Origin of the sequence: Streptomyces sp. NPDC017940 (assembly GCF_044328435.1) — a bacterium.
In the GTDB taxonomy this organism is placed as follows: Bacteria; Actinomycetota; Actinomycetes; order Streptomycetales; family Streptomycetaceae; genus Streptomyces.
This window is the reverse complement of record NZ_JBIRHJ010000003.1, coordinates 137,011-150,387: the sequence shown is the minus strand read 5'-3', so window position 1 is coordinate 150,387 and position 13,377 is coordinate 137,011. Positions and strand designations below refer to the sequence as shown.

17 protein-coding genes, 1 tRNA gene and 1 pseudogene are annotated in these 13,377 nt (G+C 72.1%); 6 read left to right on the top strand and 13 right to left on the bottom strand.

Annotated elements, in window-relative coordinates:
* Nucleotides 1–50 precede the first annotated feature (50 nt).
* Nucleotides 51–383, bottom strand: a complete 333-nt coding sequence (locus tag ACH4DX_RS10810; RefSeq protein WP_398154854.1) for a hypothetical protein — start codon at nt 381–383, stop codon at nt 51–53.
* A 323-nt stretch (nt 384–706) separates the two neighbouring features.
* On the opposite strand from ACH4DX_RS10810, the gene ACH4DX_RS10805 reads away from it, so the two are divergent.
* Nucleotides 707–1,510: a nuclease-related domain-containing protein gene (locus ACH4DX_RS10805; RefSeq protein WP_398120572.1), complete on the top strand. Its 804-nt coding sequence runs from the start codon at nt 707–709 to the stop codon at nt 1,508–1,510.
* Nucleotides 1,511–1,547: 37 nt separating this feature from the next.
* On the opposite strand, the gene ligD is transcribed toward ACH4DX_RS10805, so the two are convergent.
* Nucleotides 1,548–2,447 (bottom strand): non-homologous end-joining DNA ligase, encoded by a 900-nt coding sequence (gene ligD, locus ACH4DX_RS10800; RefSeq protein WP_398154853.1) that lies wholly within the window; start codon nt 2,445–2,447, stop codon nt 1,548–1,550.
* Between the two features lie 73 nt (nt 2,448–2,520).
* Between ligD and ACH4DX_RS10795 the strand changes: the two genes are divergently transcribed.
* From ACH4DX_RS10795 to ACH4DX_RS10775, 5 genes and pseudogenes are all read left to right on the top strand, one after another.
* Nucleotides 2,521–3,711: a Ku protein gene (locus tag ACH4DX_RS10795; RefSeq protein WP_398154852.1), complete on the top strand. Its 1,191-nt coding sequence runs from the start codon at nt 2,521–2,523 to the stop codon at nt 3,709–3,711.
* A 377-nt stretch (nt 3,712–4,088) separates the two neighbouring features.
* Nucleotides 4,089–4,304 (top strand): annotated as a pseudogene (locus ACH4DX_RS10790) (agmatine deiminase family protein); the annotation flags it as partial.
* Nucleotides 4,305–4,413: 109 nt separating this feature from the next.
* On the top strand, nt 4,414–4,671 hold the full coding sequence (locus tag ACH4DX_RS10785; protein ID WP_398155244.1) for an agmatine deiminase family protein: 258 nt from the start codon (nt 4,414–4,416) through the stop codon (nt 4,669–4,671).
* A gap of 202 nt (nt 4,672–4,873) precedes the next feature.
* Nucleotides 4,874–5,692, top strand: coding sequence for an SAM-dependent methyltransferase (locus tag ACH4DX_RS10780; protein WP_398120578.1), 819 nt, complete (start codon nt 4,874–4,876; stop codon nt 5,690–5,692).
* Nucleotides 5,693–5,818: 126 nt separating this feature from the next.
* Nucleotides 5,819–5,890, top strand: a tRNA-Arg gene (locus ACH4DX_RS10775).
* Between the two features lie 214 nt (nt 5,891–6,104).
* On the opposite strand, the gene ACH4DX_RS10770 is transcribed toward ACH4DX_RS10775, so the two are convergent.
* The 11 genes from ACH4DX_RS10770 to ACH4DX_RS10720 all read right to left on the bottom strand — a co-directional run bounded on the left by ACH4DX_RS10770 (nt 6,105) and on the right by ACH4DX_RS10720 (nt 13,375).
* Nucleotides 6,105–7,478, bottom strand: a complete 1,374-nt coding sequence (locus tag ACH4DX_RS10770; RefSeq protein ID WP_398154851.1) for a tyrosine-type recombinase/integrase — start codon at nt 7,476–7,478, stop codon at nt 6,105–6,107.
* Nucleotides 7,475–7,645: an AlpA family transcriptional regulator gene (locus ACH4DX_RS10765; RefSeq protein ID WP_166661819.1), complete on the bottom strand. Its 171-nt coding sequence runs from the start codon at nt 7,643–7,645 to the stop codon at nt 7,475–7,477. The genes ACH4DX_RS10770 and ACH4DX_RS10765 overlap by 4 nt, the downstream gene beginning before the upstream one ends.
* Nucleotides 7,646–7,661: 16 nt before the next feature.
* Nucleotides 7,662–9,038, bottom strand: a complete 1,377-nt coding sequence (repSA, locus tag ACH4DX_RS10760; protein WP_398154850.1) for a replication initiator protein RepSA — start codon at nt 9,036–9,038, stop codon at nt 7,662–7,664.
* On the bottom strand, nt 9,035–10,102 hold the full coding sequence (locus ACH4DX_RS10755; RefSeq protein WP_398154849.1) for a DNA cytosine methyltransferase: 1,068 nt from the start codon (nt 10,100–10,102) through the stop codon (nt 9,035–9,037). Before ACH4DX_RS10755 ends, repSA begins: the two co-directional genes overlap by 4 nt.
* The gene (locus ACH4DX_RS10750; protein ID WP_398155243.1) at nt 10,099–10,287 is read right to left on the bottom strand and encodes a hypothetical protein; all 189 of its coding nucleotides are present in this window, start codon (nt 10,285–10,287) and stop codon (nt 10,099–10,101) included. Before ACH4DX_RS10750 ends, ACH4DX_RS10755 begins: the two co-directional genes overlap by 4 nt.
* 91 nt (nt 10,288–10,378) lie before the next feature.
* A complete protein-coding gene (locus tag ACH4DX_RS10745; protein WP_398154848.1) occupies nt 10,379–10,702 on the bottom strand; it encodes a SpdD-like protein in 324 nt (107 codons plus the stop codon).
* A 21-nt stretch (nt 10,703–10,723) separates the two neighbouring features.
* Complete coding sequence (locus ACH4DX_RS10740) at nt 10,724–10,879, bottom strand: hypothetical protein (RefSeq protein WP_037835743.1); 156 nt, start codon at nt 10,877–10,879, stop codon at nt 10,724–10,726.
* Between the two features lie 9 nt (nt 10,880–10,888).
* Nucleotides 10,889–11,080 carry a mobile element transfer protein gene (locus ACH4DX_RS10735; protein WP_189414978.1) on the bottom strand — a complete coding sequence of 64 codons (192 nt, stop codon included), beginning with the start codon at nt 11,078–11,080 and terminating at the stop codon, nt 10,889–10,891.
* A gap of 15 nt (nt 11,081–11,095) precedes the next feature.
* On the bottom strand, nt 11,096–11,785 hold the full coding sequence (locus ACH4DX_RS10730; RefSeq protein ID WP_398154847.1) for a DUF2637 domain-containing protein: 690 nt from the start codon (nt 11,783–11,785) through the stop codon (nt 11,096–11,098).
* 17 nt (nt 11,786–11,802) lie between these two features.
* Complete coding sequence (locus ACH4DX_RS10725; protein WP_398154846.1) at nt 11,803–12,000, bottom strand: hypothetical protein; 198 nt, start codon at nt 11,998–12,000, stop codon at nt 11,803–11,805.
* Nucleotides 12,001–12,019: 19 nt separating this feature from the next.
* On the bottom strand, nt 12,020–13,375 hold the full coding sequence (locus ACH4DX_RS10720) for an FtsK/SpoIIIE domain-containing protein (protein ID WP_398154845.1): 1,356 nt from the start codon (nt 13,373–13,375) through the stop codon (nt 12,020–12,022).
* Nucleotides 13,376–13,377 lie beyond the last annotated feature (2 nt).

The following is a 13,377-nucleotide window of genomic DNA, read 5'->3' as shown; positions in this document are numbered from 1 at the left end:
CACGGGCGGGTGCGGAAGCGCGGTGGCGGTCGGATCCGGTGCCGTCGCGCTCAGGCATCGGTGCGGCCCCGGCGGACCAGGGCGAACCCGAGGCCCCCGGCGCCCGCGGCCGCCATGGCCCCGCCCGCCACCAGGAACGCCGGGTTCGTGGCGGTGTCCACGCCGTCCGCGCCCGCCTCCACCTCGCCCCCGGGCACGACGGTCTCGGCGCCGGGCCCCCGGACCGGGACGACGGTCCGCGTCGCACCGGGCGGGGAGGCGGGCGCGGAGGCCCCCGGGGCGTCGTCGGCGAACGCGGCGGCGACCGGCAGCAGCAGCGCCCCGCCCGCGAGCGCGGTGACGGCGGCGGTACGGAGGGCGGAGGTGCGGCGGCGGAGACTCACGGTGCGTTCCTTGGCTGGGGAGCGGTGAGGGTGACGGTGACCGTCACGAAGCTAGGCGTTCGCCGTTGCGGTGACTCGGCAGCTCGGTAACAGAGGGCCATAGCTGTGCGGGCGGTGTTGTTACGGGACGGGTGCCGACATGGCGCGCGGACCCGCCCGGGGTGGCGAGCGCGGGGCGAATGGGCGTCAACTTCCGTGGGCGGGCACCGGCTTCTTGCCGGAGCGGCGTCCGGGCTGCTCCCATGGTCGTGGGGCAGGGGCGATGGGGCATGGGCCACAGGGCCACAGGGCCGTGGGGACACGGGGACGTGGGGTGGTGGGGCATGAGCGGACTGCGCGTCGTACCGGCGTGGCGGCACGGACACGAGCGGCTCTACGTCTGCCGGACGGACGGCAGAAGTGTGGCCTGGTACGACCGGGACGCCGCCCGGGTGAACCTCCTGAACGCCGACCGTGAGGCGGACGTCCTCGACGTGCTCGCGCCGTTCCTGACGGGGAACGTCACGGTGGGGCCGCCCCCCGTGCCCACTCCCGCGGAGCTGGCCCGCCTCACCCTCCACCCGGACGACGACCTCGCGCCGAACCGCCCCGGGGAGGCCCTGCGCATCGCCATCGACCGCGACCCGCCGCCCGCGCGCAAGCTGCGGTCCGACCCGCGGCAGCGGGCACTCGCGGCGGAGACGGCCGTGGGTGACGCCCTCGACCGCCTCGACGCGATCGGCTGGCACGCCCTGCACTCGATCGCCCTGCCCGGCGGAGACCGCCTGCACCACCTGCTGATCGGCCCCGGCGGCCTGTTCTGCGTACGGACACTGCCGGTGCGCAGGCAGCGCGTGCGGGTGGCGGACCCGATGGTGACCGTGGGGCGGAACCAGCCGGTGCCGCTGTTACGGGGCCTGCGGGCGGACGCCGGGCGGGCGTCGTTCGCGCTGACGGCGGAGGTGCGGGCGGTGCTCGTACCGGTGGGGGCGGTGGACGTGGACGTCGCCGTACCGCCGCGGGATGTCCGTGTCCTGCGCGAACACGACCTGCACGCGCTGGCCCGCGCGGGCGGCGTACTCAAGCCCGCGGACGTCGAGGCACTGCACGCGCTGGCGCGGGACCGCAGGACGTGGCAGCGCGTCTGACCGGGGGCGGTCATGGCCGTGCCGGGTGAGCCCCGGGTCATGCCGGGGAGGGCAGTGCCCTCGCCCGGTCCGGGTCGAACAGCGCCGCGAGCAGGTCCCCGTACCGTTCGAGGCGGGGCGCGATGTCCGGCGCGCGGAAGACCAGCAGGTCCGGGTCGCGGCGGTCGAGGCACTCCGTCACCTCGTCCCAGGAGACGGGTGTGGACACCGTGGGCTCGGCCCTGGCCCGCAGGGTGTAGGGCGTGGCGGTGGTCTTCGCCGCCGCGTTCTGGCTGAAGTCGACGAAGACCTTCCGCGGCCGCAGGCTCCGCGTCATCCGGTGCACCACGAGCCGCGGCAGCGCCCGCTCCGCCTCCACGGCGAGCAGCTTCGCGTACGCGGTGACGTCGGCGGACGGGACGGGCCGCAGCGGTACGAGCAGATGCAGCCCCTTGCTGCCGGACGTCTTGACGCAGGGCGCGAAGCCGTCCTGCGCGAGCCGCTCGCGCAACCACAGCGCCGCCTCGCACGCCTGGACGACGTCGGCGGGCGGCCCGGGGTCGAGGTCGAGCACGAGCCGGTCGGCGAGCCCCGCCGCGTCCGCGCGCCACTGCGGCGTGTGGAACTCGGTGACCAGGTTGGCCGCCCACATCAGCGTCGGCAGGTCCTGTACGAGGATCTGCCGGGTGGTCCCGTCCGACCGGACCACCTCGGCCGTGCGCACCCAGTCGGGGGTACCCGGCGGCACGTTCTTGGCGAAGAACTGCTGGCCCTCGGGCCCGTCGGGGAAGCGCAGGAAGGAGACGGGACGGTCACGCAGATGGGGGAGCAGGGCTTCCGCGGCGGTGGCGTAGTAGTGCAGGACCTCGGCCTTGGTGAACCCGCTCGCCCGGTAGAGCACCTTGTCCAGGTTGCTGAGCGTGAGCCGCCGCCCCTCCACCTCGGTGATGGGCGTCATACGATGAGAATCCCACGAAACCTGGACAAAGGTAGCGGACCCGGTCAGTGACACTCGCCGAAAGGTGCTCCCCATGCGGTCGATCTGGAACGGCGCCGTCTCCTTCGGCATGGTCAACATCCCGATCAAGCTCATGAACGCCACGGAGAACCACGCCGTCTCCTTCCGCCAGATCCACACGGAGGACGGCGGCCGCATCCGTTACCGCAAGGTGTGCGAGCTGGAGGACCACGAGGTGCCGACGTCGGAGATCGGCAAGGGGTACGAGGACGCGGACGGCTCGGTCGTCCCGATCACGGACGACGACCTGGCCGCACTGCCGCTCCCGACCGCGAAGACCATCGAGATCGTCGCCTTCGTACCGGCAGGATCCGTCGACCCGCTCCAGATGGACACCTCGTACTACCTGTCCGCCAACGGAGTACCGGCCGCCAAGCCGTACACCCTCCTGCGTGAGGCGCTCAAGCGCAGCGAGAAGGTGGCCGTCGCCAGGTTCGCGCTGCGCGGGCGCGAACGGCTCGGCATGCTGCGGGTCGTCGACGACGTGATCGCCTTGCACGGCCTGCTCTGGCCGGACGAGATCCGCCCCGCCGACAGCGTCGGCCCGGAAACCGGCGTGAAGGTGCGCGACGCGGAACTCGACCTGGCGGACGCCCTGATGGACACGCTCGGCGAGGTGGACCTGGACTCCCTGCACGACGACTACCGCGCCGCGGTGGAGGAGATGATCGCCGCCAAGGTCGAGGGCGGCGGGACCGCCGCGCCCGAGCCCGCGGCGGAGGAGGGCGGCGGCAAGGTCATCGACCTGATGGCCGCCCTGGAGAACAGCGTCCGCGCGGCCCGCGGCGAGAAGCCCGACGCGGGGTCGGGCCGGGGCCGGGACGCCGAGGTGACGCCCCTCCGCTCCCGCACCGCGAAGACCCCGGCCCGCAAGTCGGCGCCGACGGCCCCCAAACAGGTGGGCGGCAAGAAGTCGACCGCGAAGACCGCGAAGACCGCGAAGACCGCGAAAACCGCGAAAACCGCGAGGACCACCGGCACGGCGACGAAGTCCACGTCCGCGGCCACCAAGAGGAGCACGGCGAAGGGCACCGCCGAGAAGCCGGGGGCGGGGTCGCCGGCCGCCGGGACGACGGCGAAGAAGTCCGCGAAGACCGCGAAGACCGCGAAGACCGCGTCCAAGAAGACCGCGGCGAAGGGGGCGGCGACTAAGAAGTCGGCGACGGCGAAGAAGGCGGCGCCGCGGAAGAAGGCGTCGGCGTAGGCCCACGGCTGTGTTGGCCGAGGCGGCGCGGGCGCGTGACGGTGCGGGCGCGTGACGGCGCGGGGGTGCGACGGTGCGGGGGTGCGGCGCACAACGGCGCAGGGCGTGGCGCCGGGAGGCGCAGGGGACGGCGCAGGGCCTGGCCCAGTGGAGGGAGAGAGGGACGTACGCACACCATTCGGAGGCACCGGTGAACGAGCCGCAGGCCGATCGCGGGGAAGGCCGCACGGCGAGCCCGCGCCCCTCCCGCAGGGGTGTGCTGTGGGCGGCCGGTGCGGGGGTGGCGGGTGGCGGGGCTCGGCGGGGGCCTGGTCGCCGTGGCCGGATCGTCGCCCCGGGACCGGGGGAGCGCCGCGGAGGACCGGGCGCGGCGCGGGATGGTGGTCCCGGCGGACGAGGCCCCCCACGTACGCACCTGGATGTCCTGGCCGACGTCCCGGGCGATCTGGGGCGGTGGCCTCCCGGGCGTGCAGCGGGACATCGCGCTGATCGCCAGGACGGTGGCGGCGTACGAGCCGGTGACCGTGTGCGCGCCGGACGAACGGTCGGCGGCGCGGGCGCGGGCGAGGTGCGGCCGGACGGTCACGGTGCTCGACTCCGTCCCCACGGACGACCTGGGGATGCGGGACACCTGCGCGGTGTTCCGCACGGACGGCGGGGGCGGCGTGGACGCGGTGGGTCCGGGACGCGCGGGGCCGCCGCCTGCGGATCATCGAGGTCGAGGGCCCCGAGGACATCCGTACGGCCGACCCCGACCTGGTCGACTCGTACCTCGACTTCCACGTGGTGAACGGCGCGGTGATCACCGCGCGCTTCGGCGACCGCAGGACGGACGAGGGGGCGCGCAGGGCGCCGGCGGCGGCGTTCCCGGGCCGGGAGGTGGTGCAGCTGGACGTGACCCGCCTGAGGGGAGGAGGGGGCGGCATCCATTGCGCGACGATGCAGGAACCACGCCCGTAGGCCGCGCGGAAACCCACCCGTAACCCCCGCAACCTCCCCCAACGGGCCCGCACTTGCTAAGTTGCCCTTGATCAACCAGATCGAACAGATCAAGCCAACCGAAGCCGGCCGAAGCGGCCGGGCGGGCAGAGGCGGCCGGACGGATCGACCGACGCCTCGATCTGGACGAACGGCTCACGTACACGCAGCGCAGGAGGCCCCCGTGTCAGGAACGGACCCGAGACTCGAATCGTCCGCCGAGATACGCGCACGGATCGACACGAGCAAGCCGCACTCGGCGCGCTTCTGGAACTACTTCGTGGGCGGCAAGGACAACTACGAGAAGGACCGGGAGCTCGGCGACCAGATCCAGGAGATCTTCCCGGGCCTGGTGGACGTCGCCCGCACGAGCCGGCTCTTCCTCGGCCGCGCCGTCCGCCACCTGGCGGGCGAGCAGGGCATCCGCCAGTTCCTGGACATCGGTACGGGCCTGCCGACCGCCGACAACACCCACGAGGTCGCCCAGCGCGTCGCACCCGATTCCCGGATCGTGTACGTGGACAACGACCCCCTGGTCCTCGCGCACGCCCGCGCCCTCCTGACGAGCACGCCCGAGGGTGTGACGTCGTACATCGACGCGAACATGTACGAGCCGGAGGCCATCCTGGAGAAGGCGGGGGAGACCCTCGACCTGACCCGGCCGGTGGCCCTCATGATCCTGAACACCCTGGGCCACGTAGGGGACTACGCCCAGGCACGCGACCTGGTGAACCGCCTCCTCGCGGGCCTGCCGTCCGGCAGCTACCTGGTGATAAGCGACTCCACGGCCACGAGCGAGGGCATGATCGCCGCGTCTACGGCGTACAACGAGAGCGGCGCGATCCCGTACCACGTCCGCAGCGTCGAAGAGGTCACCGGCTTCTTCGACGGCCTCACCCTCACCGACCCCGGAGTGGTCCAGGTCACCCACTGGCGCCCCGAGCCCACCCCGGACACCACACCCCCGGTGGACGCCTACGCAGGCGTCGCCCGCAAGCCGTAAACCCCCGTCCCCGCACGCGTCCGGGGGCCCCGCCCGGACCCCCGGACGCCGCACAAATACCTGTTCATCCGGACCCCCACGAAGCTGGTAGTGTTCTACCCGTCGCCGCCCCACAGCGGCCGACACGCCCCCGTAGCTCAGGGGATAGAGCAACGGCCTCCGGAGCCGTGTGCGCAGGTTCGAATCCTGCCGGGGGCACCCTGTATGAGGTGCCCAAAGACCCCGTCACCAGCGGAAACGCTGAGAGCGGGGTCTTCGCGTATGTGCAGGCGTATGCCGCCCTGAGCGGGCGTATGTCGGGGTCTGTGGACGAGGCGTGGACGGGATCTTGAAGCGTTGTCCCAGGTGAGCCGTCGAAAACGGCGAGGCCCCTGGACAGGCTGCCAGGGGCCTCGGACACGGTCGGGTCGTATCAGTCGTACTCGCGGAGCAGGTCCTCGATGCGCCGGTTGGCGACGTCCTGTCGCCCGTCGAGGCACTTCGCGTAGCGAGTGAGCAGGACCTCAACACTGTTGCCGGCCCGCTCGGCGACCTCCGTCGGGTCGACGCCCGCGTTGAGCCACGTCGACAGCGCCGAGTGCCGAAGGTCGTACGGCCGACTCGCGAGCGGTGAGGCCGCGGCGGCCGGCGGAAGCGCGAGGAGCCGGGCCTCCTGCCAGACGCGGTAGTAGGTCGAGGACGGGACGACCGCGCCCTTCTCACTGAAGAACAGCCGACCGTCGCCCGCCGTGCCGAAGGTGGCCAGGTGCTCACGGAGCACGGCGACGAGGTGTGGCGGGATAGGCACCCGCCGGACGTCCTCGGTGGGCCGGTTCTTCAGCCCGCGGTCGTCGTGGGTCTCCCCCGAGTCGGTCCACTGCTTGCCAGCGGACGGGCGGGTCCGGTGGAGCAGTGCCGAGCCCCAGCCGTGTTCGGGGAGGTTCAGATCAGTCTCGACGAGGCCGACCGCTTCAGCCGGCCGGAGCCCACCGAAGTACATGGCGGCGAACAGACCTACGAGCCGACGGCCACGCGCACGGCGGTACCCACCGACGTAAGAGACAGCCGCCAAGAGGTTCCGAGCCTGCTCCGGATTGGCGACCACCCGCGGATCGACTTGGTTGGACACCTTCGGTTTCTGCCAGCGAACGGCCGTGATCGGGTTCTCCCGCAACTCCCCCAGGTCGACTGCGTAGTTCGTAGCGTTGACGAGGGTCCGGCGCTTGCGTCGCACGGTTTCCGCTGCTGCCGCTGTTCCGTCAAGCTTGAGTTTCAGTGCGTCGAGCACTGCGCGAGCAGTGGCAGGTCCGGCAAGATCGGCAAGCGGCCGAGATGCCTTGGACACCCAATGAAGAACGTTCCGCACGTCGTCCGGGACTTCGCGGTCGTTCGGCGCCGGCAGCACGAAAGCCCAGTTGCGGAGTGCTCTGCGGATCGTCTCGTCAGACGGCCGACCGGGATGCTCGCCGAGAAGTTGCATGGTCACGCTGGTGAGCGATTCGTTGATGCCGTCGCGCGTGTTGGGGGCGGCATGCGGCCACTTAATGGCGAGGTACCGCAGCGCGAAGGCGTACCAGGAGACGGCCGACTTCGTCTCCTCCATCGATGCCGGAAGACCGGTCCCCGTGTCGAACTCCTCGCCATCGCGCATCGCACGCATGAGCTTGGTGCGGTAGTGGTCGGCGAGCGCCTTCGTACGGAAGGACTCCGAGAACACGTTGCCAGCCACTGACCAACGCACTCCGTAGGATGGCGTCTTTGTGTCCCGTTTGCGAACACTCCAGACTTTTACATCGAGAGATTTCACGCTGCGGTCTCCAGCTGCCGCAGCCAAGTCCGGAAGTCACTCCGCCACACTCGCAATTCCCCATTGGGCAGCTTGAATGCAGATGGCCCTTGACCGAGCTCCCGCCACCGATAGAACGTTCGCCGGGAGACGCCCCCGAGTTCGTCAAGGATTTGCGGGACGGTCATCAGCTCGTCTTTCACGTCAGGCTCCTTCCAGGGCTGCGAGTTCTTCGCGGGCGGTTTGGCGGTTGAGCTGGAGATCTCGGGCGATGGTGGCGGCGAGGACGGATTCGCCGGGCGTGTGGCCGTGGCCGGCGTACTGCCAGTCGGTGAGGACTAGAACGGTGTCCGGCTCGCGGTCGTCGAGGCCGAGGGCGTCGTGTTCCTGTGCGGCGCGGTAGTCGGCGCGTGCCTGGCGGAGGACGCCGAGGGTGGTCGAGTAGCGGCGGCTCTTGCTGGAGAAGTGGCCGCGGAAGCCGAGCATGTGAGCCCACGCCCACAGGCGCCGGTCGGGGTAGAGCGGATCGAGGGTCTTGCACGCGGCGATGAGGCGGCGGGCGTGGTCGGGTACGTCGTGGCGGTCGAGTTCGGACAGCTCCCCCACGCGGCGGTCGAGGGTGCCGGTGTTCTCGGCCGCTTTGGTGGCGTACTTGGCGACGTAGGAGGCGACGGCCTGTTCGGTGATATCGGAGCCGTCCCCAAACGCCTTCACGGGCCGCACGTCGAGCTGCGTGCCCCACCGGAAGGTGCGGGCCGGCTGGTCGCCGGCGGCCGGGGCCGAGACCGAGGTGTAGGAGTGTGCGGCGGCGGCTCGGATCGCGTCGGTGAGGAGATCGACCGTGGCCCAGGACGGCGGCGGGGTGTCCGGGCCGTTGGGTCCGTCGATGCGGATCACGGCGTGGAAGTGCACGGCACCGCGCTTCTGGAACTCGGCGACCTTGCCATACGACAGCCGGGCGCACTCCTTCAGCTCCCGTTGGGTGATGCCGGCGCGGGCGGCGATCTCGCGGCGGAGGCGGTTGGTAAAGCGCTGCCAGAGCTGCCCGGCGTGGTTGTTGAACAGCACGGCGCCCGCGTAGTCGTACGTCGCCGGGTAGAGGGCGGTGCCCAGCTCCTCAGCGTCCGAGGTGTGGCGGGTGCCGCAGCGGCAGGCGCCTCGGTCAGGGCGGTTGTGGACCGGGCCGAAGGAGGGGGCGGTGAGCGTGGCGAAGACCCGCGGGTGATCCCGGACGGTGGCGGGGATGTCTCGGCGGTCGTCGCCGGCGAGTCCGGCACGGATCAGGTGGTAGGTGTCGCCAGCGTAGGTCCAGGCGCAGGAGGGGCAGCGGGAGGCCCGGCGGTTGCCGCAGGCGAGGCGCATCCGTCCGCCGGGTTCGTCGGCGGTGGTGTAGTGGTGCAGGGTCTCGCCGGTGGTCTTGTCCTTGTGGATCGTCCAGCCGGTCAGGTGGATCGGGTCGGAGCAGCCGCCGGTGCGCTTGATCTGGTCTTGCCAGCGGTCGAAGCCGGGGGCCCCGGCCACCCGCAGCAGATCGCCGAGGGTGATCGGGTCCAGGCCCGCCAGAGTGGCGGTATCACTCACGCGGCCACCTCCAGCGCGGCGGGGACAAGGGGGCGCAACACTGCGGCGGCGAGGGGTGCGGGGACGGCGTTGCCGATCTGCTCGAACTGCTTGGTGCGCGACCCGGCCCACGGGTAGGTCGCGGGGAAGCCCTGGAGAACGGCGGCTTCCCGAACGGTCAGGCGGCGGACCGGATGCCCGTCCGCGTCGATCCAAGAGACGTCATTGAGGGCCTTGGCGAACAGCAGCGTGGGTGCGGGCTGGTCGAGGCGCCGGCGGGTGGCGGAGGGGCGGTTGCCGACGCGGAGCATCCAGGACCGAGCCCGGCCGGTCAGCGCCCAGGAGGGGCCGGTGGTGGGGAAGCGGCTTCCGCCGGTGGTGTGGTTGCCGCGCGTGATGACCTCTCCGGGCGGGCAGCCCAGGACGTCACCCATCGTGCGCCAGATGGGCAGGCCGTCGCCGAAGAGGTCAGCGGCGGTTCCGCCGTCGGCGTAGGTGGGCTCCGGAGGTAGCGCCGAACGCGTACGCGACGCGATAAGGAAGGCCCGGCGCCGAGTCTGAGCGAGGCCGAAGTCGGCGGCGTTGAGGACGCCGGTCCAGGTCGAGTAGCCGGCGGCCGTGAGGGACCAAGCGGTGTGCTCGAACAGGGGCAGGACCGCGGGGACTTCCTCCAGGGCGATCCAGTCCGGCCGCAGGTCGAGGGCATAGCGCAGTGGTTCGACGACGAGCAGCGACCGAGGGTCGGTGCAGGCGGCCCGTGCGGTGGTGCGGGTGTCGTGCCCGCGGGTGAGGTCATCCAGGACCTGGTGGCACAGGGGCAGGTCGGTGTTGCCCGCGCGCAGGCCGGCGGCGCTGAAGGTCTGGCACGGCGGGGAGGCGATGAGCCCCGAGACCTTCCCGCGCAGAGGCGCGGTGGGGTAGGCGGCAACGTCGGCGCGGATCGTGGTGTGTCCGGCAGCCGCGCGGGTGGCGCACACGGCCGGGTCGATCTCGATGCCGATGTCTCGCAGGCCGAGGGTGCGCAGTCCCTCGGACCAGCCGCCGGGGCCGGCGAAGAGGTCGAGGATGCGGCCGGTGGCGGTCATCGGGCACCGGCCGTCCGGGTCAGCGCGGCGGCCGGGGTGGTGTGGCCGGTGCCCTTGCAGGTCGAGCAGGTGACGCGGAGGGTGGCGCGGGTTCCGTCGGTGTGGCGGGTGCCGGTGGTGATGGCGACCGTCGGGAAGCCGTCGCAGTCGCGGCAGATGCGCGCGGTCGGGGCGTGCTGGGGCATCATGAGGGTGCCTTTCGGGTCCGTTGGGTCTGGAAGGTGGGAAGGCGCCCGGGGCGGCGGTTCTTTGGCGAGAGAGCCGCCCCGGGGGCCGTTAGCGGCGCCGGGTGTCGGAGGCGAGCAGGGAGCGCAGGACGACGGCGCAGACGGCGACCGAGGCGCCGGTGATGGCGACTGCCAGGAGCATGGAGACCAGCACGGCGCCGACGACCAGGACGACGGCGGTGCCGCCGCCGACGAGGGCGAGCGCGGTACCGGGCGTGAGTTGGATCGTGGGCCGGGTCGAGGCCGGAACCGGGGCGGCCGGGGCCGGCGGCGTGGTCGGGGTGCCGGGGGTGATCGTGGTCGGTTCGATGACGGCGGGCGGGGTGACGATGCCGGTGGGCTGGGGCATGGTCGGGAGCTTGGGCCGGAACATGAACGTTCCTCCTTCCGTGGGTTACTTGAGGGCGGTGTCGATGACCGGGGCGAGGACGCTGTCGGCAAGGAGGAACCCTCCGAGCAGGAGCACGCCGATGAGCCACCAGGGCGGGCGGATGAGCTTGACGCCGAGGACTCCGACGACCAGCAGGGCGAACCAGAGCGGGACGTCCATCAGGGCCTCCTAGCGGACCTTGCAGCGGTGGGTGCGGGCGGCGAGCTGGGCGGCGGACTGGCTGGTGTAGTCGGCGGACCAGCCACAGCCGTCGTTGCTGCACACGGCGGCGTGCTTGGTCTGGCCGTGGCGGTCGCGGTGGGTGCCGATCTGCACCGGTCCGATCCGCATCACGGAGTGGAAGAAGTCACGGGCAGGCATAACGGTGATCTCCTCTCAGGAGAGTTGGGCGGCGATGGCGTCGGCCAGGTGTGGCGGGACGCCGAGACGGGCGCGAAGGGTGTCGGTGTCGATCCGGGCGCCGGTGCGGTGTTCGTGGTCGGCGGCGACCTTGCGGGCGTGGTTGACCAGCGCGGCCGGGACCGGAACGGCCGGCGGCGGTGCCGGGGCCGGGTCGGCGGGCGGGAGAGCCGGGGCGTCGTCGGCGGAGTCGACCGGAGCCGGGGCCGGGGCCGGGTCGGCAGCGGGACCCCGAGCGGACTCCACGTCTGGCGCGGGCTCCGGTTCCGGGACGGCGGGTGCCGTCGAGGTCGAGGAGCGTTCCGCGGGTGAGTGGACGAGGAGGGTGCCACCCATGAACGCCAGGGCGGGCCAGGCGGCGACGAGGATGCGCAGCCAGGCCGGGACGTTGCTCAGGTCGAGCAGGCCGGCGGTGGCGACGTTGGCGCCGAGCGAGGCGATCAGAGCGATCAGGAACCAGCACCAGGCCAGCCGGGACGGACCATTCGCGCGCAGGCGGCGCCAGGCGGCGACCAGGAGCAGGTCGACGGAGACCGGGTAGGCCCAGGCTTTCCAGCCGTCCTGCCCGGCGGCGGCGGCCAGGTCGTGCAGGTGGGCGAAGGACAAGGCACCGGCGATGACGGCTTGCACCAGGACGGCATCTACACGAAGGGCGGCGCGGGGCATGGTGTCCTCCTCCCTGGTCAGTCGGGGGTTTGGCCGGTGCCCCAGCAGGTGAGGCAGAGGGCGGTCTGGTGGTCGTCGGTGGCGCGGCCCTTGCGGGCGCCGACGTGGACGGTTTCGCGGATCTCGCCCTTGCCGTCGCAGTCGGGGCAGGTCGCCGGTTCAGGCTTGGCGGGCGTGGTCTTGCGGCGGGTGGTGGGCTTCTTCGCGGTAGCCATGAGGAACCTCCCGAGCGGGTCAGGCGGCGGCCGGGGCCGACTCGACGGCCGGGGCCGGGACCGGGGCGAGGGTGCCGAGGGCGGGCCGGAACGGCGCGAGGGCGGGCAGGTCCGGGGTCAGGTCGGCGTGCCGGTTGCAGACGTTCACGGCTTGGCGCAGCGAGGTATGCGGGGCGCGGATGCGGGCCCAGCCGCCGGACGAGTCACCGGTGACGGCGACGCCGGGGGTGTCGGTGGGGATTTGGATCGCGGCCAGTACGGCGTCCGGGGCGATGTCGCCGAAGGCCATGTTCGCCGAGGATTCGTCGTTGACGCGGTGCGCGGTGCGGCCGGTGAGCTGGGCGCGGAGCATCGTGATGCCCTTGCCGAGTTCGGAGCCGAAGCGCTGCCCGCAGATCTCCAGGTAGACGCCGGCGGCACGGCCAAGCTGAGCGAGCCGGGCGAGTGCGGTGATGATCCGGTCGCGGCGCTTCTCGTCGTCCTTGGTGGCGAAGAGGGCGAGTTCGGCGACCTCGTCGACCAGGACCACGATCGGCACCGGACGCAGGTCCTCAGGCAGGTCCCAGATGTCGGCGGCGATCTCGGCATCCGGCACGTCAGCGGTGATCCGCTGGTGAGCCCGGATGAGCTGATACACGTCCTGCATGTGCGACACGAGGGCGGCGAGGAGTTCGGCGGCGGTGTCGGGGTTGTCCGCGAGCGCGGAGAACCGGCGGGCCAGCGGGAACAGCTCTACACCCTGCTTGCAGTCGATGCCGACCAGGGCGACCCGTTGCGGCGCGAGCGCGGCCACGAGGGTGCGTTGATAGACGGACTTGCCGGACTCCGTGGCCCCGAGGGTGAGCCCGTGAGGCACGGTGCGGTAGTCGCGGAAGTGCACGGCTCCGTCCTCGCGCAGGGCAACCGGGACCCGCATCGGCCGGGTTTCGGCACGGGCCGGCATCTGCACCCGCTTGAGCACGTCGTAGCCGGTCATCCGCAGCTCGACGACACCCGAGCGCAGCTCACGGGAGGTGACACCGTAGAGGGCGAAGGAGTGCCGCAGTCGGTCGCACGAGGCGGCCACGTCGAAGGCGTCCTGACCGGGCCGGAGCTTGAGTCGCAGGACCAGGCCGGTACGGGTCACCCGCAGCCGCAGGATGCGCGGGGCACGAGGCCCGGGGATCGGCCGGTTGGTCATCCGGGCCAGGGTCAGGCGCCAGCGCGGTGCCGGGACCGTGAGGCCGCAGGCGTCCATGACCGAGCCGTAGCGGACCAGGACCCGCAGGGCGGCGAGGGTGACGCCGAAGGTCATCCAGTACCAGGCGGGGCGCCGCCACCGCAGGAGACCCGCAGCGGCGACGACCAGCGCCAGGGCGATGGTCAGCCACGTCATGG